Raw genomic sequence first — 21860 nt, forward strand, 5'->3', positions numbered from 1 at the left:
TCTCACCGCAAACAGGTCGGATCGCGAGGACTGTCCGAGCACGGGACCCCTGCCCGCGCCCCCACCGAAGCCTTTCCCCGCGCGGCCCCCTCCCTCACCGTGCCGTTGACCCAACCCCCTCGGCTCGGATACGAGATCCCACCCGCATGAACGACGCCGTTGCGCCGCCTCAGCTCTCGTTCTGGCCGTCGACCGACGTCGGCCGGGTGCGGGATCACAACGAGGACGCGTTCCTCGTGGACAAGAAGCTCCAGCTCTTCGTCGTCGCCGACGGAATGGGCGGGCACGCGGCGGGCGAGGTCGCGTCGAACCTCGCGTCGCGCACGGTGCGCGACGTGATCGCGGGCCAGCGCGAGGCGCTCGTCGAGTTCGAGCAGGGCCACGGCGGGACCACCCGCACCGACCTCCTCCGACTCATGGAGTCCGCGGTCCAGCAGGCCTGCTCCGCGGTCTACCAGGAGGGCGTGAAGGACGAGACCAAGCGCGGCATGGGGACCACGCTCGACGCGCTGCTCCTCGTCGGCAACCGCGGGTTCATCGCCCACGTCGGCGACTCGCGGGTGTACCTCTATCGCCAGGGCTCGGTGCACCAGCTCACCGAGGACCACTCGCTGATCAACGAGCTGCTCAAGCGCGGGCGCCTCTCGCGCGAGCAGATCGAGAAGCTCCAGTACAAGAACGCCGTCACCCGCGCGGTCGGCGTCTACGAGTCGGTCGAGGTCGACACCATCGACTTCGACGTGCTGAAGGGCGATCGCTTCCTCATCTGCAGCGACGGCCTGCACGGGTACTTCGAGGAGGCGGAGCTCGCGAAGCTCTTCGCCGAGACCCCCGAGGACCAGCTCTCGCAGCGCCTCGTCGAGCTCAGCAACGAGCGCGGCGGCAAGGACAACATCACCGCGATCGTGGTGAAGGTCCCCGACGCCGAGGCGGGCGTCGATCGCCTCGCGCGCGAGGTGAACCTCAAGATGGAGGTTCTCCACCGCATGCCGCTCTTCCGGTTCCTGACCTACCAGGAGCTGGTGCGCGTCCTGAACATCACGCACGTGCGCACGTTCGAGCCGGGCGGCGAGATCGTCGGGCAGGGCAGCGACGGCGACGAGCTCTTCATCGTGCTCACCGGCAACGTGCAGGTGGAGTCGAGCGGCGCGCCGATCGCGTCGCTCGGGCCGGGTCAGCACTTCGGCGAGATGGCGCTGATCGACAAGGCGCCGCGCAGCGCCGACGTGCGCGCGATCGAGGCGAGCTCGCTGCTGACCATCCGCCGCCGCGACTTCTTCGACATCATCCGCAAGGACCACGCGATCGCGGTGAAGCTGCTGTGGAGCTTCCTCGGCGTGATCAGCGAGCGCCTGCGCAACACGTCGCGCGAGCTCGGCGAGGCGCGCGAGGGCAAGCGCCCGCCGGACCTCGCGGACTCGATCCTGCGCGCGTTCGAGCACGAGGACTCGTGAGGCGCTTCGCGCTCGCCGCGCTGCTGATCACGGCGTGCGGCGGCGGCGAGGACGAGCGTCCGCCGCGCAGCGCGAGCGCGCCGCAGGCCGCGGTGGAGCGACACGCGGGCGAGCCGGTCGAGGTGATCGGCACGCCGCCCGATCAGCCTCCGGCGCGGCTCGCGCGGGCGACCGGCGACGTGCTGCGATCACGCGGTCCGATCGAGGCGGGCGCGCCGCTCGAGGCGGGCGACGGGCTGGTGGTGCGCGGGGAAGGGCGCGCCGACGTCGATCTCGGCGACGGCGGGCGGGTCTCGCTCGATCGCGACACCGAGATCCGCATCGGCGACGGCGGGCCCGCGCAGGTCGTGCTGCTCGAGGGCGGGCTGCACGCGGCGGTGCCCGCCGGTCCCGCGGGACCGCGCCCGCCGCTGCGGGTGGCGACGGCGCACGCGTCGATCGATCTCGGCGGCAGCGGCGAGCTCTTCATCCTGGCGCGCCGCACCGGCACCTGGGTGGCGTCGCTCGCGGGGCTCTCGACGGTCGCGACCGGCGAGGTCGACGGGCGGCGGCGGCTGCGGGTGATCGAGCTGCCGCCGGGGCGCGCGATCTTCGTGGGCGCGCGGCTCGCCGAGCCCACCGACGGGCCGACCCGGCTCGACGACGCGCGCACTGCGGCGGTGACGATCTTCGAGGGCGCGGCGGAGCCCGAGCCGGCGCGGCTGTCGCGCGAGCTCGACGACGCGGCGTCGCGCCTCGACGAGTCGCTGCTGTGGCTGGAGGCGGAGACGCGGCGCGGGCTCGACCTGACGACCCAGCACCGCGAGGCGGTGCGCGCGGGGCGCGCCGACGAGGGGATGCGCCTGCAGCGCGAGCTGGTGACCCACTCGCAGCAGCTCTACGCGCTGCGCCAGGTGGCGACGGCGCGGTGGGAGCGGCTGAGCTCGAGCGCGCTGGCGATCGCGCACGTGCCGGGCACGACGCCGGGGACCCAGGCGGAGGCGCGGCGGGATCGGGTGGCGAGCCTGCTCGGGCTGTGAGGAGCTCGAGAGCCGACCACGACCACGACCACGTTCACGTCGCCGACCACGTTCACGTCGCCGACCACGTTAACGTCGCCGACCACGTTAACGTCGCCGACCACGTTCACGTCGCCGACCACGTTCACGTCGACGACCACGTTCACGTCGACGACCACGACGTGAGCGTCGACGTGGTCGTGGTCGTGGTCGTGAACGGCGACGGCGACGGCGACGGCGACGAGGACGAGACCGGCCGTTGCGATCCCCCACCCCCCGCCCGAGAGACCGACCCGTGTCCGAGTACGCCGACCAGATCCGACGCCGCGCCCGCATCGCGCGCCTGGGCCGCGGGCTCTTCCTGCTCTTCGCGCTGAGCGGCCTGATCGGCGGTGCGGTGCGGGGCTGCCGGGCCCTCCGCGCCCAGGAGGATCGCGTTCACGAAGCTCGGTGAGCCAGGCTGAGCTGCCCGCTCGGACAGGAGCCACCGCGGGCGCGTGATCGCGGTTCTGTTTTTCGTCCCCCGTCGGTATAGTGGCGTCCCGCTGTCCTCCCCGGGACACGATGACGACGACCCAGCCTCCGATCACGCCCTCGAGCCGTCCCGGCGGCGGTCTCTCGCCCGATCCCGTCGACGCGCGCGTCGCGATGCTCCGGGCAGAGCTCGAAGCGGCGACCGATCGCGCGCAGAAGGCCGCGATCCAGTACGAGCTCGGCCACGTCACGGAGGTCGAGCTCGGACAGGAAGCGCAGGCGGTCCGCGAGTACCTCGCCGCGTACAACCTCGATCCCTCGTTCGCGCCGCCGCTCGTCGCGCTGGTGCGGATCTTCGAGCGACGTCGCTCGTTCAAGAACCTCGCGCGGCTCTACGAGGCCGAGACGAAGAGCGCGGCGAGCGCGGAGGAGCGCGCGTCCTCGCTCGTCGATCGTGCGGTGCTCGCCGAGGATCAGCTCGGCTCGCCGGATGCGGCGCGCGCGCTCTACGAGCAGGCAATCGCGGAGCACCCCGAGGGCGCGGCGCTGCCCGCGCTCTTCCTCGAGCGTCTGTTGCTCGCGCGCGGTGAGCGCGACGCGGCGACCGACGTGATCGCGACGCGCGCGGCGCAGGTCGCGGATCCGACGCTCAAGGGGATGCTGCTGATCGAAGTGGCGCGCGGGCGCGAGGAGCGCGGCGACGTCGACGGAGCGCTCGAGGCGGCGCGTCAGGCGGCGACGCTGCCGAGCGCGCGCTTCCGCTTCCTCGAGCACGTCGAGCGCATCGCGCGGCGTCATGCGCGGGTGCCGGAGATCGTCGCGGCGCTCGAGGGGCGCGCGGCGCTCGCGGCGCGGGCGGCGCGCGGTGAGGACGGCACCGTCGCTTCGGGGGTCGGGGGATCGGGCGCGTTCTCGATCAAGCGCTTCGCCGACGAGGCGCGCGCGGCGGGTGAAGCGGCGGCGCTCTATCGCGAGGCGGCGCGCATCCGGATGCTGCACCTCCGCTCGCAGGACGGCACCGGCGACGCGCAGGGCGCGCTCGCCGCGCTCGGCAAGGCGATCCTGCTGCGCTCGGGCGACCTCGCGCTGCATCGCGATCGCATGCTCGCGGCGGAGCTCGCGGGCGATCTCGTCACCGCGGCCGACGAGGCGCGACGGCTGCTCGCGGCGGGCGTCGAGGGACGACACGCCGCGCCGCTGCACTTCCGGGTCGCCGAGGAGGCGCAGGCGCGCGGCGAGACCGACGAGGCGCGCGCCGCGCTGGCGGCGGCGCTCGAGGCCGATCCGCGATCCGCGGTGGTCGCGGCGATGCTCGAGGACCTGAGCGTCGCGGGCGCGCAGGCGGGCGACGGGCGGCTCGAGGGCTGGGTCGCGCGGCTCGCGGCGCGGGCCGAGTCGAGCGAGGGCGCGCTGCGGGCGCGCATCGCGTGGCAGGGCGCGCATCTCGCGGCGACGCGCATCCACGACGCGGAGCACGCGCGCTCGCTCTACGCGCTGGCGCTCGCCGCGGCGGACGACGCCACGAAGGCGACGATCGCGCGCGAGTGGCTCGGCGCGAGCCTGCGCCTCGGGCACGCGGCCGGCGCGCGCGATGCGGCGACGGCGCTGCTCGATCAGACGACGATCGACGACGAGGAGCGCAGCGCGATCCTGCGCGACCTGCACGAGCTCGAGCGCATGGTGCTCGAGGACGACGCGGCGGCGGACGCGACGCTCGATCGTGCGCTCCAGACGAGCGCGGCGGCGTGGGCGCCCGACGCGGCGCGCGTGCTCGCGGCGATGCGCGGCGACGGCGCGCTGCTCGCGCGGGCGCATCGCAAGCTCGCGGAGCGCGCGAGCGATCCCGACGCGGCGGCGGCGCATCTGTGCGCGGCGGCGCGCGCGCTGGTGCGGGTCGCGGCGTCGCGCGAGGGTGGGCTCGAGGCGTCGCGCGCCGAGCTCGAGGACGCGGCGACGCTGCTCGCCGACGCGCTCCAGCGGGTGCCCGGGCATCGCTACGCGGTCGCGCTGCTCGAAGAGGTCTACCGGGCGCGCGGCGACGCCGACGCGGTGGTGAAGCTGCTGCGCGAGGCCGCGGAGGCCGATCGTGCGGGGCGCGCGATGGAGACGCAGCTGCTCCTCGCGGGCGCGGCGGCCGAGGCGGCGGGTGACCACGCGCTCGCGCGCCGCACCTACGAGGAGGCCGCGGAGCGCGATCCCTCGGCGATCGGTCCGCTCTTCGCGCTGCGCCGGCTCGCCGAGCTGCGCGAGGACGACGCGCTCCTGCGGCTCGCGCTGGAGCGGCTCTCGGACGTCGAGGTGGGCGCGGGCGCGCCGGGGCGCGCGACGCTGGAGCTGGGCGAGCACCAGCAGCTCGTCGCGAAGCAGCCGAGCCTGGCCGAGCCTCCGCTGCGGCTCGCGCTCGGGGTCGCGGATCTCGCGGCGCCGGCGGCGCTCGATCTCGCGCTGATGGGCCCTTCGTCGCCGGCGTCGATGCTCGACGGAACGCGCGAGCTCGTCGCGCGCGCCGAGGGCGATGCGCGGCTGGCGTGGCGTCGCGAGCTCGGCGGTCTGCAGCTCGATCTGCTCGGCGAGAGCGCGGCGGCGGAGGCGATCGCGGACGAGATCCTCGCGACCTCGTCCGACGAGCCCTGGGCGCTGCTCGCGAAGCTGCGCGCGACGTCCAGCGATCCGGCGCGCGCGGCGGATCGCGCGGCGGCGCTGCTGGCGCTCGCGGACGCGACGAGCGACGCCGACGCGTCGGCGGATCTGGTGGTGCACGCGCTGCGCGTCGCGGCGCTCGCGGGCCAGGCCTCGGACGATGCGATCCTGCGCGCGGTCGAGCTCGAGGACGCGCGGCCCGGATCGTTCGCCGCGGCGACGCTCGGGCTCGAGGCGCTGAGCGAGGCCGACGATCCCGGCGAGCGCGCGGACGCGCTGGGGCGCTGGGCGGTGCACGCGTCGCCGGAGTCGGCGCGCGCGACCCACGCGGCGCGGGCACGGGCCCTCGGGGCGGCGGGGCGCGGCGCGGAGGCGACGGACGCGCTGCGCGAGGTGCTCGCGAGCGATCCCGACGACCTCGCGTCGTGGGAGGCGCTGCGCGTCGCGGCGCGCGATGCCGAGCGCTGGATGGACGTGGTCGAGGCGTGTGATCGCCTCGCGGCGCAGGTCGACGGAGAGCTGCGCGCGACGCTGCTCGAGGAGGCCGCCGCGGTCCTGATGGACCAGACGGATCCCGAGGACGCCGAGGCGCTGGTCCAGGCCGAGCGCCGCCTGCGCGAGGCGCTCGAGATCGACGGCGGCCGCGCGATCGCGTACGGGCGCCTCCACGATCTGCTCGCGGAGCGCGGCGACGACGCCGGGCTGCTCGAGCTGGTCCAGGCGCGCGCCGATCGCACCGACGAGCCCGAGCAGCTCGCGCCGCTGTTCTACGAGCTGGCGCGCCTGCATCGCGGCCTCGGTCGTCGCGACGATGCGCTGGTGTCGCTCGACAACCTGCTGATGCTCGAGCCCGAGCACGTCGGCGGTCTCGCGCTGCTGGTCGAGCTGCACGTGCAGCGCGAGGCGTGGCCCGAGGCGGTGCAGGCGCTGCGCACGCTCGCCGGTGCGAGCGACGTCCCGGCGAGCCAGCGCCGCATCGCGCGCCTCGGCGCGGCGGACTTCCTCGACAAGAAGATGGGCCAGCCGCTCGCAGCGGCCGACGAGCTCGAGGCGATCGACGCGCTCGGCCTCGCCGACCGCGCGCTCTTCGAGCGCATCGCGGATCTCTGCGAGCGCGGCGGGCGCATCGATCGTGCGGTGAGCGTGCTCGGGAAGGCCGCGGCGGCATCGCGCGAGCCGGCGCAGCGCGCGGCGGCGGAGCGTCGCGCGGCGCGTCTCTGGGACGAGCGGCTCGGCGACGAGGACCAGGCGATCGCCGCGTACCGTCGCGCGCTCGACGCGGTGCCGACCGACGTCGACGCGGGCGGGGCGCTCGCGGTGCTGCTCGACGGGCCGAGCCGGATCGCGCTCTCGACGTCGTTCGAGCGCTCGGTGCGCGAGCTGCTCGAAGCCGACCCGACCGAGCCCGAGGCGCTGCGCATGCTCGCGACCGCGGCGCGGTGGCGCGGCGACAAGGTGCTCGAGACCGCGGTGCTCGGCGCGCTCGTCGCGATCGACGCGGCGAACGAGGACGAGCGCGAGCAGCTCGGCGAGGACACCGAGGTGCTCCGCCGCGTGAAGCCGGGCGCGTCGAAGCTCGGCGAGGCGCGCCTCGCGGAGCTGATGGTCGCGGGCGTGAGCGGCCCGGCGATGGAGCTCGCGCTGCTCGCGACCGAGACGCTGATCGAGATGGATCGGCTCGAGCCCTCGTCGTTCGGTATGGGCCGCGGCGAGCTGCTGCGTGACCCGGCGACGTCGCCGGCCGCGCAGGAGGTGCTCGGCATCGCGATGCTGCTCGGCGCGCCCCTGGGCGACGTGTGGGCGGGCGGGCGCGATCCCCAGCTGCTCGCGATGATCGCGAGCTACAAGGGCAAGCCCGCGTGGCTGCTCGGCGGAGGCGTGGGGCCGCCGCTGACCTCGCTGCGTCGCTACGAGATCGGGCGCTCCGCGATCGCGCTGCGGCTCGGCCTCGGGCCCTTCGTGACGCGCAGCGCGGACGCGACGGCGACCGCGCTCTTCGCGATCGCGTCGGCGGCGGGCGCGCCGCTCCCGGTGGGCGAGGGGCGCGCGGGCATGGCGGACGCGACGCGCGCCGCGACCAAGGCGATGTCGCGCCGGGTGCGCAAGGCCGCGCCCGAGGTGATCGCGAAGATCGGCGAGGGTGGACGGCCGGTGCTCGCGTTCGCGTCGGCGCTGCACGCGAGCTTCGCGCGCGTCGGGCTCATCGTCGCGGGCGACCTGCACGGCGTGCTCGCGCTCGTGCTCGGCCGCGCGCCGGAGCGCGACGCGGTGCGCGCCAACGCGTCGGCGCTCGATCTCCTCCGGTTCTGGATCTCGCCCGCGGCGATCACCGCGCGGCGCGAGCTGGGTCTCGCTTCATGAGCGGCACGGACGACAAGCGCGGCGCCGATATCGACTTCGACTGGGACGACGCGCTCGCCGACTGGGAGCGCGATCTCGACGACAAGTCCGAGGCGCGCTCGGGCCCGATGCCGCAGAAGCCCGCGGCCCCGCCGGCGAAGGACAAGGAGCCCGCGCGCGCGCTCTACCGGCCGCCGGATCCCAGCGAGTTCAAGCGCCCGGTGCCGCGCGGCGCGCCGCCCGCTCGCCCCGAGCCGCCGAGGCCGGCGCCGCCTCCGCCGCGGGTGCAGGAGCCGGTGCTCCCGCCCGCCGAGGACGTGCACGTCTCGTTCGACGACGACGACGACGACGAGCACACGCGCATCGCGTCGATCCCGAAGGAGCTGATCGCGTCGCTGGTGACCGCGCGCGAGCGCGAGGAGCCCTCGTCGGAGCAGCACCGGCTGAGCACGCGCCCGCCGCCGCCGGGGATGGCGACCTCGGAGGACTCGGTCGTGGTGCCGCCCGCGGCGCCGCCGCCGATCGATCTCGACCTCGACGACATGCTCGACGGGCTCGACCAGGACACGCGCGCGTATCCGGTCGACGTGCCGCGCTTCGTGAGCCCGATCCGCGGCCGCACGTCGGCGCCGCCGGGGCCGGCGTCGGTGCCGCCGCCCCCGTCGGAGGCCCCGTCGCCGCCGCCGATGGGCACGCCGACGGCGAGGCCGGGCGCGCCCGACGAGGACGCGCTCGCGCTGGCGCTCTCGTCGGCGCCGCCGGCGGCGCGCACGCCGACGCCGGAGGGCGCGCCGACGTCGTCGTCGCCGCCCCGCAAGTCGTTGCTGCCGTCGCCCGGCGATCTCTCGTGGGAGGAGATGCCGGAGCCGGCGCGGCCGACGCGCGAGCCGCTCGCGCTCGGCGACGCCGAGGGCGGCTTCGAGGACGTCACGACGCTGCACGCGCCGGGCGCGCGTGCGATCGCGCCGCCGCCTCCGCCCGAGCCTCCGCCGGCGCCCGTCGCCGCGACGCCTCCGCCGCCTCCCTCGTCGGGCTCGGCCGCGGCAGCGGCCCTGCGCGCCGCGGTCGCGGCCCGCAATGCCGGGGGGCCTCGCCCCTCGTCGCCCGAGGGAGCGCCCGACGCGGGCACGTCGTCGTCGACGCCGCCGAAGATGCCCCCGCTGCCGCGCCCCGGCGCTGCGGCGGCCCCTGGCAAGCCCGTCGTGCCGCTGCCGCGCCCGGGAGGGCTGCCGCCGGTCCCGCGGCCGCCGGGCGCGCGGGTGAGCGTCCCGCAGCCGGGCGCCCCGCGGGTCCCGCCGCCCGGCGGTGTCGCGGCGCCGCGGCCCCCGGTGGTGCCGCGTCCCGGCGCCGAGCCCGCTGCGGCGCCGCCCGCGCCCGAGCCGCAGGAGCAGGTGCTCGCGACGCCGGTCGCTTCGCCCGACGCCCGCGCCGCGGCGCCCGCGCTCGACGTGGGCGCGCCGGCGAGCGACGTGGTGGAGGTCTCCACGGCGGAGCGCCCGACGCCTGCGCCCGGCGCGCCGGTCGCCGACGACGACTTCGCGTTCCTCGACGCGCTCGAGGCGCCGGCCCCGAAGCCGGCGCCGGCGCCCGAGCCGGCCGACGCGTTCGGCGGCCTGGTGCCGGTCGACGAGGAGAGCGACGAGGAGCCGAGCGTCGCCGAGGTCTCGATCCGCGTGAGCGAGCCCGACCTCGTGGTCGCTCCTGCACGCGACGACGACGACGAGCCCGAGGTCGCGACGGTCGCCGCGGACGACGACGAGCCGGTGATCGCGGCGAGCGCCGCCGTCGTGATCGACGAGGACGAGCCGGAGGCGCGCGTCTCCGAGCCCGCGCCTGCTGTGGCGCCTGCGCCCACCGCGCGCGATCGTGGTGCCGCCGCGGCGCGCCGCACCGTTCGCTCGCGCAAGCCGCGCGTCGAGGTGTTCCCGCTGGTCGGCCGCGGCGCGGACGCGCTCGGCGCGCGCCGCGATCTCCTCCTGCGTCTCGCCGAGGGCCGCACCGGCAGCGCGCGCGCGCGGCTGCTCCTCGCGGCCGCCGAGATCGATCACCAGCTCGGCCGCGCCGACGACGCGCGCGAGCACACGCTCCTCGCGCGCGAGGCCGATGCGACGGACCCCGTCGTGGTCCGGGCCGCGCGCCGTGACGCGCTCGGCCGCGGCGCGTACGACGAGGCGGCCGCGCTGCTCGAGGCCGAGATCGCGCTGCCGCTCTCGCCCGCGGAGCGCGTGGCGGCGCTGCTCACGCTCGCCGAGGTGCGTCTCCAGCAGCTCGGCGACGCGTCGGGCGCGGAGCGCGCGGCGCTCGATGCGCTCGAGCTCGCGCCGCGCTCGGTCGCCGCATCGCTCGTGCTCGCGAGCGCCCGCGCGGCCTCGGGCGCCGGCTCGTCCGCGGTCGAGGCGCTCTCGCGCGCCGCCGATGCGTGGAGCGATCCGCGCGCGCGTGCTGCGCTCCGCGTGAGCGTGGCGCGTGATGCCGAGCGCGCCGGCGATCGCGCGCGGGCCGCGACGCTCCACGCCGCGGCGCGTACCGACGATCCCCAGGCGCTCGACGCGGCGCTCGGTGTCGCGCGCACCGAAGCGGGCGCTCCGCAGGCCGACGCGCTCGAGGCGCTCGGGCGACCGCTGCCCGAGGGCGTGCTGCGCGACGCGCTGCTCCGCCGCGCGTCGCTCGCGCTGCTGACGTCGACGGTCCGCGAGACCCGCGACGAAGCGCGCACCAGCGCCGCGCGTCGCGCGCTCGCGATGCTCGAGGACGCGCGCGCGCTCCCGGCGCTGCGCACCCGCGCGGCCGCGGCGTCGTACGTCGGCGACATCGACGTCGAGCTCTCCACGCTCGAGGCGTGGGCAGGCGCGAGCGGAGGCACCGATCGCGCGCTCGCGATGGTGCGCCTCGCCGAGAAGCACGGCGCGACCGGCGATCTGCCGGCGGCCGATGCGACGCTGCACGCGGCGGCGCTCGCCGACGCGTCGCTCTCGACGATCCGCATCGTGCGCGAGGTGCTCGCGCGCCGCGCCGGAAATCGCGCGCTGCTCGTCGAGGCGGTCGAGTCCGCGGGCGCGCTCGCGGCGGCCGCGAAGCTCGCGATCGATCCCGCGTCGACCGCGCGCGAGCGCGAGCTCGTGGGCGAGGCACGGCGCGCCGACGAAGCGCCGCTCTGCGCGGAGGTGCTCTGGCTCGATCTCGCGGCCGGCGCCGCGGACGCGACCGAGGTCGCGGCGGCGCTCCGTCACGAGGTCGATCGCACGCCGCCCGAGCGCCGCACCGGCGCGCTGCTCGCGCTCGCGGATCGCGCGCTCGAGGAGGGCGATGCCGAGGCCGCCGAGCGCACGCTGCGCGAGGCGCGTGATCTCGCGCCGGGCGACGCGACGGTGCTGCGCCCGCTCGGGCGTCTCGCGGCCGCGCGCTCGCCGCGCGATGCGGCGGCGCTCTGGCTCGAGGAGGCGACCGCGGCGACCGGCGCGCGCGCCGCGTTCGCCGCGACGGCCGCGGGCCTGCTGCTCGAGGTCGCCGAGGGCGACGCGATCGGCGCGTACCGCCGCGCCCTCGACGCGATGCCGGGCTACGGGCCCGCGTTGTGGTCGCTCGAGCCGGTCGCGCGCGCGGCGGGCGACGCGATCACGCTCGTCGACGTGCACGAGCAGGCCGCCGACGGCGCGCTCACCGAGGTCGACGCGGCCGCGAGCCTGGTGCGCGCCGCGCTGCTGCGCGCGGAGTCGGACCCCGCGTCCGCCAGCGCGCTCCTCGCGCGTGCTCGCGAGAAGACCCCGCACGACGCGGTGCTCGTCGATCTCGTGCTGCGCCTCGGCGATGCGCTCACGCCCGACGAGCGCGCGCAGCTGACGCTCTCGCTCGCCGAGGGCGCGCCGCGCGAGCTCGCGCGCGCCATCGAGCTCTCCGCCGCGGCGTCGCTCGAGGACGCGGGCGAGCCGGGGCGCGCTGCCGAGATCTATCGCGCGCTCGCGGAGCGCCATCCCAACGATCCGCTGATCGCGCTGCCGCTCGATCGCGCCGAGCTCCACGCGGGCGACACGTCGCGCGTGGCGGAGCGTCGCTTCGCCGCGGTGCGCGACGCCGCGGACGACGCACTGCGCGTGCTCGCGCTCGAGCGGCTCGCGGAGCTCGATCTCGAGGAGCGCGACGACGCGGCGAGCGGTGTGCTCTCGCTCGTGTCGATCCTCGAGGTCTCGCCGGGTCACGTGCCGAGCCTGCGCACGCTCGAGCGCTACTACCTCGAGCAGGATCGTCGCGAGGATCTCGCGGGCATCGAGGAGCGCCTCGCGATGCACCTCGAGACCCCGGAGGACGCCGCGGTGCACCTGCGCCTCGCGGCGCGCCTCAAGCTCGCGGGCGAGGGTGTGCCGGGCGACGCGGCCGACGCGGTGCTCGTGTCCGCCGCGCCGCGGGTGCGCATGAACGGATGGCTCGCACGGCGCATCGCCGCGGCCGCGCGCGCGGCGGGCGCGACGGAGCTCGAGACCAGCACGACGTCGGAGATCGCGTCGCGTCTGCCGACCGCGCTCGCGCGCACCGCGGGCGCGATGCGGGTGTCCGATCTGCGCGCGGCCGCCGGCGATCTCACGGGCGCTGCGAGCGCGCTCGCAGCGGCGCTCGAGGCCTCGCAGGATCATCCGTTCGCGGCGGAGCGTCTCGCGCGCTTGCGCGAGGGCGCCGGTGACGCGCGCGGAGCGGCCGAGGCGCTCGCGGTCGCGGCGCGCGCGGCGCACGTGCCGGGTCGCGCGGCGTCGCTCTGGTACCGCGCCGGCGTGCTCTGGCAGGACACGATCGGCGACGAGGATCGCGCGCTCGAGGCGCTCACCGAGGCGAGCAAGATCGACGTCGGGCACCTCGACGTGTTCGATCGCCTGCGCAACCTGCTCGAGCTGCGCGAGGACCACGCCGCGCTCTCCGAGCTCGTCGCGCGTCGCACCGCGGCGGGCGGTGGTGATCCCGCGCTGCTCGTCGAGCTCCACGCGCTCCAGGCGAAGCTCAAGGAGAAGCTCGGCGATCGCGAGGGCGCGCGCGAGGCGCTGCGTGCGGTGCTCGCGCTCTCGCCCGAGATGCTCGACGCGCTGCGACGCCTCGCCGAGCTCTGCCTGGAGGACGAGGACTATCGCAACGCCGCCGAGGCGCTGATCCGCATCGCGCGCATCCGCAAGGATCGCGAGGAGCTGCGCTGGGTCTTCTTCACGCTCGGCGAGATCTACGACCGGCACATCCCGGACGTGAAGCGCGCCGAGGCGGCGTACCGCCGCGTGCTCAAGCTCGCGCCCGACGACGTGACCGCGATGGAGCGCCTCGCCGCGCTCTTCCGGCGCGACAACCAGCTGCAAGCCGCGGCCGAGCAGCTCGGCGAGCTCTCGCGCGTCGAGCCCGATCCCGACCGCGCGCGCGGGCACCAGCTCGCGCTCGCGCAGGTGCTCGAGCAGATGGGCGATCCCCGCCGCGCCGAGCAGGTGCTCGAGACCGCGCGTCGCGCCGCGCCGACCGAGCTCGTCGCGCTCAAGGCGCTCGCCGACTTCTACACGCGACAGCGCGCGATGCCCGCGCACGCAATGCACCTCAACCGCGCGGTCGCGGACTTCCGCCATGCGCTCGGCAACGATCTCGCCGATGCCGCGGCGTGGCTGGGGCTGGTCGAGGTGCTCGGGTGGCGTGGTCGCGGCGATGCGGCGCGCGTCGCGGCGGGCGCGGCGTTCGCGCTCGGCGTGACCGACCTCGAGATCTCGCGGCTCGTCGATGCGCAGGGCGGCGTGCCCGGCCTCGGCGCGGCGGCGGCCGATGCCGCGCTCGACGATCTGCTCGCGCCGCAGGGCCTGCCGGGCGCGCTGCGCGCGGTGATGCGCGCGGCGGGCCCGGTGCTCGAGAAGGTGCTGCCCTTCGACCCCCGCGCGTACCGTGCCGAGAAGCTCGGCGCGCGCGACGGAGCGATCCGCGCCGCGGCGGTCGACGTCGCGAAGTGGTTCGGCATCCCCGACGTCGAGATCTGGATCACCGCGGGCGCGCCGCGTGTGTGCGTGCCGGTCTCGAGCGGTCCGCCGGTCGCGCTGATGATCGGGCGTGACCTCCTCGCGGTCGACGATCGCGAGCGGCTCTTCGTGCTCGCGCGCGCGCTCAAGATCGCGAGCCTCGGGCTCTCGGTCGCGGTGCGCAGCCAGCCGCAGGAGCTCGTGCTCGCGCTGGCGGGGCTCGTGCACAACTTCGATCCTCACTACGCGCCGGGCGGCATCGATCCGGCAGCGCTCGGCGACTGGAGCAAGCGCGTCGCGCGTCAGCTCCCGCGCCGTCTCGCCGACGAGCTCGGGCCCGTCGTGTTCGAGATGGCGGGCGCGACCGACTACGAGCCCACGCGCCTCGCGATGGCGGCGTCGGAGCTCGGGGATCGCGTCGCGCTGCTCGCGGGCGGATCGATCCCGGCCGGCCTCTCGGCGCTGCTGCGCCTGTCGGGCGAGAACGGTCTCGCGGAGTCGACGTCGACGCGCGTCGCGCAGCTGCGTCGCTTCCCCGAGGTGCTCTCGCTCGCGAGCTTCGCGGTGTCCGACGTCCACTTCGAGGCCCGACACCGCGCGGGCGCCGACAAGCTCTGAGCGCGGCGATGCGCATCGGGCTGCTCGGACCGACGGAAGACGACCAGGCGGGCTTCCGCGAGGCGGTGTCGTTCCTGCTGGCCGACGTCGAGGCCGATCAGATCGTCTATCTCGGTCGCGGCGAGTTCGCGGATCGCGCGATCGACGCGTGGGTGCGCGAGCTCGGCGGCGAGGACGCGGAGAGCGCGTTCCTCGCGCGCGCCGCGCACCTCGCGACCGAGGGCTCGCCCGCGCAGATCGAGGCGCTGCTCGAGACCGACGCCGCGATCTCGCAGCTCGCGCGCATCCGCAAGATCCCGCCGCCGCCGTCGCGCGCGATCGAGATGCTCGACGACCGCGTCGTCCTCTTCGTGCACGACAAGAGCATCCTCGACGAGGAGGACATCGCGAACGCGCACCTCATCGTGTACGGGCGCGGCGCGGAGGCGGATCTGCGGCGCTTCGGCAAGCGCACGTTCTTCACGCCGGGGCCGCTCTCGGGCGGGCGGGTCGGCGTGCTCGAGTCGAGCGACGACGGCACCAGCGTCGCGCTCTACGATCTCTCGGGGATGCCGGTGTGGCGCGAGCCGATCGTCTCGCCCGGCTCCAAGGTGATCGTCGCGACATGAGCGAGACGATCGGCGTGTTCGGCGGCAGCTTCGATCCCCCGCACTGCGGGCACGTGCTGCTCGCGACGTATGCGCTCTCGGCCGCGCCGATCGATCGACTGCTCGTCGTGCCGACGTTCGCGCATCCGTTCGGCAAGCAGATGGCGCCCTACGAGCATCGCGTCGCGATGTGCGAGCGTGCGTTCGGTCTGCTGCGCGGCGCGGAGATCTCGCGCATCGAGGAGGAGCTCGGCGGCGCGAGCTACACGGTGCGCACGCTCGAGGCGCTCCACGCGCGACGTCCGGGGGTCACGTTGCGTCTGCTCGTCGGCGCCGACGTGCTCGGAGATCTCGAGAAGTGGAAGGACTTCGAGCGCGTGCGCGCGCTCGCGCCGCTCTTCGTGGTCGGGCGCAGCGGCTACGCGCGCGAAGAAGGGATGGAGACGCCGGACCTCCCGGCGATCAGCTCGACGCGGGTGCGCGAGCAGCTGCGCGCGCACCGCACGATCGGCGGGCTCGTGCCGCGCGACGTGGCGCGCTACTGCGACGAGCACGGTCTCTATCGTGGCTGATCGCGTGGTCGTGATCGGGCGCGGGCGCCTCGGTGGGCGCGTCGCGCGCGCGGTCTCGGCGCAGCTCGTCGGCGGGCGCGAGCACTCGCTCGAGGTCGTGCGGGCCGCGGAGGTGATCGTGATCGCGGTGCCGGATCCCGCGATCGAGAGCGTCGCGGAGCGGATCGCGCCGGTGCTCGACGCGTCGCACGTCGTGCTGCACTGCGCGGGCAGCCGCGGGCGCGACGTGCTCGCGTCGTGCGCGGCGCGCGGCGCGTCGACGGGCGTGATGCATCCGCTGGTCGCGATCGCGAGCGAGGAGAGCGTGCTCGCGGACCGCACGTTCGTGATCGACGGAGATGCGCGCGCGATCGACGCGGCGTCGCGCATCGCGCGGGCGTGCGAGGCGCGGGTGATGATCGCGCCGCTGCACGGTGCTGCGTACCACGCTGCGGCAGCGCTGGTCGCGAACGGGAGCACCGCGCTCGCGGCGGTCGGCGTGTCGATCCTCGAGCGGCTCGGCGCGACGCGCGAGGACGCGGAGCGCGCGGTCGCCGGGCTGCTCGCGAGCGTCGCGCAGAACGTGGCGAGCGTCGGCGTCCCGCGCGCGCTGACCGGGCCGATCGCGCGCGGTGATGCGGGCACGGTCGGGCGACATCGCGAGGCGCTCGCGGAGATCGATCGCGAGGCGCTCGCCGCCTACGACGGAGTCGCGCCCGCGGTGCTCGACGTCGCGTCGCGCGCGGGGCTGGACCCGAAGGCGCGCCGCGCGATCCGCCGCGCGCTCAGCGGGCGATCCTCAGCGTCCCCTGCAGGATCTCGTCGGGCCCCGCGACGTCGGTGAGTCGGAGCACGACCGGCGTGTCGAGCGGGATCATGGGCTCGGCGGAGGCGAGCTCCTCGCACTCGGTGGTGCAGATCTCGCTGCAGCGCGCGGCTGCTTCTGCGACGCCCGCGACGCCCACGCCGATGCGCAATCCTTCGCGCGGTTCGACCTGATACCGGTGCTCGGCCGCCTCGAGCCGCGCGTCGAGGTCGGGGGCGAGCCGTACGAACGGCACGTCGTCGGGGACTGCGATCGACTGTGGGCTGCACGCGAGCGTCGAGCTCGGCCGCGCATCGACGCTCACGCGCGCCAGCGTCGCGTCGTCGAGCACTCCGTCGCGCGGGCTCACGTGCGCGGCGATCGCGTACCGGCCCGGCATGAGACGCGTCACCCCGCTGGCGGTCGACTGGCCCTCGCCGAAGAACGCGACGATCCCCGTCCGGAGCTCGGACCCGAAGCACGGAATCACGCGAGCCGTCCCGCTTCGCCATGCCGACCCATCGGGCACCGTGAGCGATAGCTGCAGGTCCGTGGTCTCGGCGACATCGAGGACGCCCGCATACGCCGTCGGTGCGGCGGCGAAATTCGGAAACCGGATGCGTTCCAGTCCGGCGATCAGCTCCACATCCATCACGGGCTGCGCCGGCGCGAGCCGGCACTCGGGCACCGCCTCGCAGATGCTTCCCCACGGCCGCGGCCCCTCGGCGACCCACGCGTCGACGAGCTGCTCGATGGGCTCGCCGGTCGCCTCCTCGAACCGCGCGTTCACGCGTCCGCCACCTGCGTCTTTCGGCAGCGCTCGATAGACGTAGAGCAGCGCGTCGAGCCCGTGCCGCTGGATCACGAACCGCACGAACGACGCCGCGATCGGGTAGCGCGCGCGGGCGCTGTCTTCGGAACCGGCGAAGAACCGGTCATCATCGTCGAGCCAGCCGAGGAGAGCGCGATCGGGTGTGACCCGCTGATCGAAGCCGCTGTCCGGGCCGCACCCGATCGCCTCGGCCAGGCCCTCTTGGAGCACCGCGGGTGGCCGACCGATCCTGCTCGCGACCGCGTGGACGAGCTCGTGCGGGTAGTAGGTGATGTTCTGGTAGACCTTCGCGCCGTCGGCGCAGCCGACGATCTCCCAGTCGCTGGAGCGCCGACACACCGCGCGCACGTCGTCGGCCGTGTCGTGCACCACGACGGTCACGTGCGGATCGTCGACGCCGAGCATCTCCGCGTACGACACCACCGCGTGATCGAGCCACTCGATGAGGCCCTCGGGCGGCTCGATGTCGATGTGGAGATCGACGTGCTCGCTCGACGCGCGGAGAGGTGGATCGGGCGGTGCGCACGCGGCGAGCCCGGCAACGACCAACACCGATGTGACCGCGATCGTGCTCGGGTGCATGCCCGCTTCGCTTCGGACGGCGGCGTGCAGCGCGATGCATCGCGCGCTGCACGCCGACCTCCAGTGATCAGATCGGGAGCTCGGGCCCCGGCACGACGGGCGGCACGAGGAAGTACACGACGCGCGAGTCGAGCGGCGATCCGTCGCCGTGGACGGTGAGACGCGCCCGGAAGACGAGCGGCTCGGCCGTCGGCTCGACCGTGTCGTTCTGCCTGGGCACCACGTCCCAGCACACCGGCGTGCCCGGAAGGAGCGACGGGAACGCGTCGTCGTGGCCGTTCGCGTCGGTGTCCTCGGTCGGACGGATCGCGGTGCACGTCGGGTTGCTGGTGTTCACCTCGACGTGATCGATGAACTGCAGCGCGTCGCCCGCGTCGTCGGGCTCGTCCGTGACCTCGATCGTCACGCGCAGCGGCACGCCCTCGACGACCTCGTTGATCGCGTTCGTCACCGCCGGCACGACCGCGGAGTCCTGACCGTCGAAGACGAGCGGGGCGCCCGTCGACGAGAACGACCCGGACGCCCGAGCGAGATCCACGAGCGCCTGTCGCGCCGCGTTGCCCGACGTCCCGCTCCACACGCCGATCGTCGTGATGTCCGCGTACTGCAGCGCGGCGCCGGCCTGCGCCGCGGTCTCGATGCCGTCGCTGTCCTCGTCGGTGAAGATGACGAGGATCCGCTGCGCGTTGTCGCGGAACGCAGGGCAGCCGAGGCGCCCGAGCGCGGGCACCGCGCAGCCGCTCTCCACGCCCGGCGCGCCCGCCGGATCGGCGAGGCCCCACGCGGCGCGGAAGAGCGACTCGGTGCCACCGAACGTGCTGATGCTGAGCGATGCCGCGGTGCGCGCGGGATCGTCCTGCAACGAGAGGAGGTTCTCGAGCTCCGCCTCGTAGATGCCCGCGCCCGTCCACGCGCTCGCGACGCACGAGCTGAACGAGGGGTCTTCGATGCACGCGCCCTCGACACTGCACGCCTGACCGCCGTCGCAGTCGCCGTCGCTGCGGCACGCGCGCCCGAAGCTCGTGCACGTCAGGTCGTTCGAGATCGCACCGACGGCGCTCGCCAGCGCTTCGATCTCGCCGCTCATCGAGCCCGAGATGTCGAAGAGGAAGTACACGTCGACGAGCTGCAGCGTGGTGCGGAAGCGCAGCGTGTCGCGCGTGGGCGCGGGCGCTGCCTCGAAGGGCATGACGAACACGAAGTCGCCGCGGGTGCGCGGGCTGACGGCGCCGTCGGTGGGGTCGGTCCCGGCGCCGACCTCGATCAGATCGGGCACTCCGTCGTCGTCCGAGTCCTCTCTCGTCGGGTCGCTGCCGCGATCGTGCTCGCTCGCGTCGGCGAGGCCGTCGTTGTCGCTGTCGGTGTCGCGGAAGTCCGCGACTCCGTCGTCGTCGCTGTCGCGCGGCGGGCTGTAGATGTCGGGGTCGCCGGCCTCGACCGCGTCGGGAATTCCGTCGTTGTCGGTGTCGTGATCCTCGAAGTCGAGCAGACCGTCGTGGTCGGTGTCGGCGTTCCACTCGTCGCCGTCGAGGATGCCGTCGTCGTCGCAGTCGGGGTCGTGATAGTTCGCGAGGACGTCGCCGTCGGTGTCGGCGGGCGGAAGGGCGACGTTCATCAGCTCGAGGACGTCGCGCACGAGATCGCCGTCGTCGTCGAGGTCCGCGTGATCGGGAGTGCCGTCGAGGTCGGTGTCGCCGCGTGACTCGAAGCCGTCGGGGATGCCGTTGTCGTCGGCGTCGCGATCGCGGAAGTCGGGCGTGCCGTCGGCGTCGGAGTCGACGGGCGGCGTCGCGCGATCCTCGTCGCCCGCTTCGACCGCGTCGGGGATCGTGTCGCCGTCCGAGTCGGGATCGCTGGCGTCGGGGTTGCCGTCTTCGTCGGTGTCGACGCCCTCGCCCGCGCCTTCGTCGGCATCGGAGATCGTGTCGAAGTCGGAGTCGTCGCCGACCACCACGCCGCCATCGCCGTCCGGCGTCGTGCCGCCGTCGGTGCACCCCACCGCGAGCGCCGCCGCCGCGACCATCGCGAGCGCCACCGCACGCCGCCGCGCGCGCCGCCACACCACGAGCCCGAGCGCGAGCACGCCTGCGAGCCACGCCGAGGACGCGCCGCGCGTCGCGCCCACGTCGACCGCGCAGCCGCCTCGCGAGGCGTTGTCCGGCGGGCCGCCGTCGAGCAGCGACATCCAGTCGGCGCCCGCGTCGGGGGTGCCCGCGTCGGGCAGCGCGTTCTCGATGTACTGCGTGTCGCCCACGATGAAGGAGCCGAAGCGCGGCGCGGTCTCGACGATTCCGTCGCTCACCCACGCCTGCCAGTACCAGAGCCCCGCCGAGAGCGGCTCGAGCGTCGTCCACGACGTCGTGTCGCCGCTCTGCTGCGCGACCTCGCCCGAGCCGATCACGCGCCCGGGATCGAACTGCGACTCGCGCGAGAGGCGGAAGAAGTACGCGAGCGGATCACCGTCGGGATCGACCGCGTTCTCGACGACCAGCGTGACGGGCTCGTCGGCGGCGAGGCGCTCGCGCGCGATCGGCGAGACCAGCACCGGCACCGAGGGCGCCGTGTTGCGCGCGATCTCGATCGTCCACGACTGCGTGTCGACCGCGCCGTCGCCGTCGCTCGCACGCACGCTCACGTCGAACGCACGGCCGCGCTGATCGATGGTCGGCGTCCACGTGATGAGGCCGCCGACGATCTCCATCCCGGTCGGGCGCGCGGTCAGCGCGTAGGTGATGGGGTCGCGCTCGCCCGCGGGATCACTCGTGCGCAGCTCGTAGCGGTACTCGCGGCGCACTGCGCCGCTCGTGAGCGGGAAGCTCGTGATCTCCGGGCCCAGGTTCGCGACGGTGATCGTGCGGTAGACCGTGGTGGTCTCCGTGCCGTCGCTCGCACGCACGCCGATGCGCACGCTCGAAGGGCCGTCGGTCGCGGTGGCCGGCAGCGTGAACGCGCTCGCGCCTGGGTGCTCGCCGAACACGTTGTCGAAGTTGGTGTCCCAGCTCCACGTCACCGGTGCGCCCTCGGGATCGGTCACGGTGACCTGCAGCGTGACCTCGCGGCCTTCGTCGATCGCGGTCGGCGACGTGAACGCGATCACGGGCGGCGCGGCGAGCGCCTCCGAGGGCGTTGCTGCGAGCCCTCCCGTGACCAGCGCCGCGGCGCCCAGCACTCGAACGTCGATCATCGGTCTCCACCACTCGCGCATCGAGGTCTCCAGCGTCGTCCGCGAGCTCACTCGCAGCGGTTCTCGGCGTTGCAGTCGCCGCTCTCGCAGTCACCATCGGCTGCGCAGGTCGAGCCGGCGCGGCACCGCGGGCACAGCGACCCCCCGCAGTCGATGCCGGTCTCGTCCTGGTTCAGCGTGCGGTCGTTGCAGCTCGCCGCCAGGCACCGCCCGAGCACGCACCGCAGGCTCTCGCAGTCCTCGGCGAACGAGCAGATCGCTTCCGGCGGACAGCCGCCGCAGGGCCCGCCGCAGTCGGTGTCGCTCTCGCCCTGGTTGAGCAGGCCGTCGTCGCACGTCGCCGGGGCGCAGGTCGCGCCGGCGCCGCAGCGTCCGCTCTCGCACTCCGCGTTCGCCGAGCAGGGCTGGCCTGCGGGGCAGAGCCCGCACTCGCCGCCGCAGTCGACGCCTACTTCGGTTCCGTTCTCGACGCCGTCGTCGCAGCTCGCCTCGAGGCAGAAGCCGCGCTGACAGACGCCGTCCACGCAGTCACCCGCGGCGCGACACCCGCGACCCGACTCGCAGCGCACGCACTCGGGCCCGCCGCAGTCGACCGAGGTCTCCTGGCCGTCGAGGAGCTCGTTCGAGCACAGCGCGCCCGGCACGAACGCGTCTTCCATCTGCGCGTCGGGAGGCGCACCGGAGTCGGCGGCGGAGCCACCGCCGTCATCGCACGCGGCGAGGACGACGGCCATCACGAGGATCGCGCGGTGCGCGCGACCGAGATCACCACGAGGCTGCATCGAGAGGAAGCTCCTGTTGCGTCGAGCGGATGCCGCGGCCGCCGGTG

Annotated in this window: 11 protein-coding genes; 8 read left to right on the forward strand and 3 right to left on the reverse strand. The window is 75.1% G+C overall.

Annotated features, from left to right (window positions below):
• Positions 1 to 146 precede the first annotated feature (146 nt).
• The 8 genes from I5071_RS05215 (at position 147) to I5071_RS05250 (ending at position 16472) form a co-directional block, all read left to right on the forward strand.
• Complete coding sequence (locus tag I5071_RS05215) at positions 147 to 1454, forward strand: Stp1/IreP family PP2C-type Ser/Thr phosphatase (RefSeq protein WP_236604275.1); 1308 nt, start codon at positions 147 to 149, stop codon at positions 1452 to 1454.
• Positions 1451 to 2473: a FecR domain-containing protein gene (locus tag I5071_RS05220; protein WP_236604276.1), complete on the forward strand. Its 1023-nt coding sequence runs from the start codon at positions 1451 to 1453 to the stop codon at positions 2471 to 2473. The genes I5071_RS05215 and I5071_RS05220 overlap by 4 nt, the downstream gene beginning before the upstream one ends.
• Positions 2470 to 2829, forward strand: a complete 360-nt coding sequence (locus tag I5071_RS05225) for a hypothetical protein (protein ID WP_236604277.1) — start codon at positions 2470 to 2472, stop codon at positions 2827 to 2829. The genes I5071_RS05220 and I5071_RS05225 overlap by 4 nt, the downstream gene beginning before the upstream one ends.
• 187 nt (positions 2830 to 3016) lie before the next feature.
• On the forward strand, positions 3017 to 7927 hold the full coding sequence (locus I5071_RS05230; RefSeq protein WP_236604278.1) for a hypothetical protein: 4911 nt from the start codon (positions 3017 to 3019) through the stop codon (positions 7925 to 7927).
• Positions 7924 to 14490 (forward strand): hypothetical protein, encoded by a 6567-nt coding sequence (locus I5071_RS05235; protein WP_236604279.1) that lies wholly within the window; start codon positions 7924 to 7926, stop codon positions 14488 to 14490. The genes I5071_RS05230 and I5071_RS05235 overlap by 4 nt, the downstream gene beginning before the upstream one ends.
• 8 nt (positions 14491 to 14498) lie before the next feature.
• Positions 14499 to 15098, forward strand: coding sequence for a hypothetical protein (locus I5071_RS05240; protein ID WP_236604280.1), 600 nt, complete (start codon positions 14499 to 14501; stop codon positions 15096 to 15098).
• Positions 15095 to 15649, forward strand: coding sequence for a nicotinate (nicotinamide) nucleotide adenylyltransferase (nadD, locus tag I5071_RS05245; protein WP_236604281.1), 555 nt, complete (start codon positions 15095 to 15097; stop codon positions 15647 to 15649). The genes I5071_RS05240 and nadD overlap by 4 nt, the downstream gene beginning before the upstream one ends.
• Complete coding sequence (locus I5071_RS05250; RefSeq protein ID WP_236604282.1) at positions 15642 to 16472, forward strand: DUF2520 domain-containing protein; 831 nt, start codon at positions 15642 to 15644, stop codon at positions 16470 to 16472. The genes nadD and I5071_RS05250 overlap by 8 nt, the downstream gene beginning before the upstream one ends.
• Here I5071_RS05250 and I5071_RS05255 read toward each other — a convergent pair.
• The 3 genes from I5071_RS05255 to I5071_RS05265 all read right to left on the reverse strand — a co-directional run bounded on the left by I5071_RS05255 (position 16414) and on the right by I5071_RS05265 (position 21813).
• Complete coding sequence (locus tag I5071_RS05255) at positions 16414 to 17847, reverse strand: hypothetical protein (RefSeq protein WP_236604283.1); 1434 nt, start codon at positions 17845 to 17847, stop codon at positions 16414 to 16416. The genes I5071_RS05250 and I5071_RS05255 overlap by 59 nt on opposite strands.
• A gap of 67 nt (positions 17848 to 17914) precedes the next feature.
• Entirely contained in the window at positions 17915 to 21082 is a 3168-nt protein-coding gene (locus tag I5071_RS05260; protein ID WP_236604284.1) for an MSCRAMM family adhesin SdrC, read from the reverse strand.
• Entirely contained in the window at positions 21079 to 21813 is a 735-nt protein-coding gene (locus I5071_RS05265; RefSeq protein ID WP_236604285.1) for a hypothetical protein, read from the reverse strand. Before I5071_RS05265 ends, I5071_RS05260 begins: the two co-directional genes overlap by 4 nt.
• Positions 21814 to 21860 lie beyond the last annotated feature (47 nt).

Source organism: Sandaracinus amylolyticus (assembly GCF_021631985.1).
Lineage (GTDB): Bacteria > Myxococcota_A > Polyangia > Polyangiales > Sandaracinaceae > Sandaracinus > Sandaracinus amylolyticus_A.

What these genes read in the sequence shown, in the direction of transcription:
- I5071_RS05215 (WP_236604275.1), top strand. Translation starts at nt 147, where the DNA reads ATGAACGACGCCGTTGCGCCGCCTCAGCTCTCGTTCTGGCCGTCGACC.
- I5071_RS05230 (WP_236604278.1), top strand. Translation starts at nt 3,017, where the DNA reads ATGACGACGACCCAGCCTCCGATCACGCCCTCGAGCCGTCCCGGCGGC.
- I5071_RS05235 (WP_236604279.1), top strand. Translation starts at nt 7,924, where the DNA reads ATGAGCGGCACGGACGACAAGCGCGGCGCCGATATCGACTTCGACTGG.
- I5071_RS05240 (WP_236604280.1), top strand. Translation starts at nt 14,499, where the DNA reads ATGCGCATCGGGCTGCTCGGACCGACGGAAGACGACCAGGCGGGCTTC.
- nadD (WP_236604281.1), top strand. Translation starts at nt 15,095, where the DNA reads ATGAGCGAGACGATCGGCGTGTTCGGCGGCAGCTTCGATCCCCCGCAC.
- I5071_RS05255 (WP_236604283.1), bottom strand. Translation starts at nt 17,847, where the DNA reads ATGCACCCGAGCACGATCGCGGTCACATCGGTGTTGGTCGTTGCCGGG.
- I5071_RS05265 (WP_236604285.1), bottom strand. Translation starts at nt 21,813, where the DNA reads ATGCAGCCTCGTGGTGATCTCGGTCGCGCGCACCGCGCGATCCTCGTG.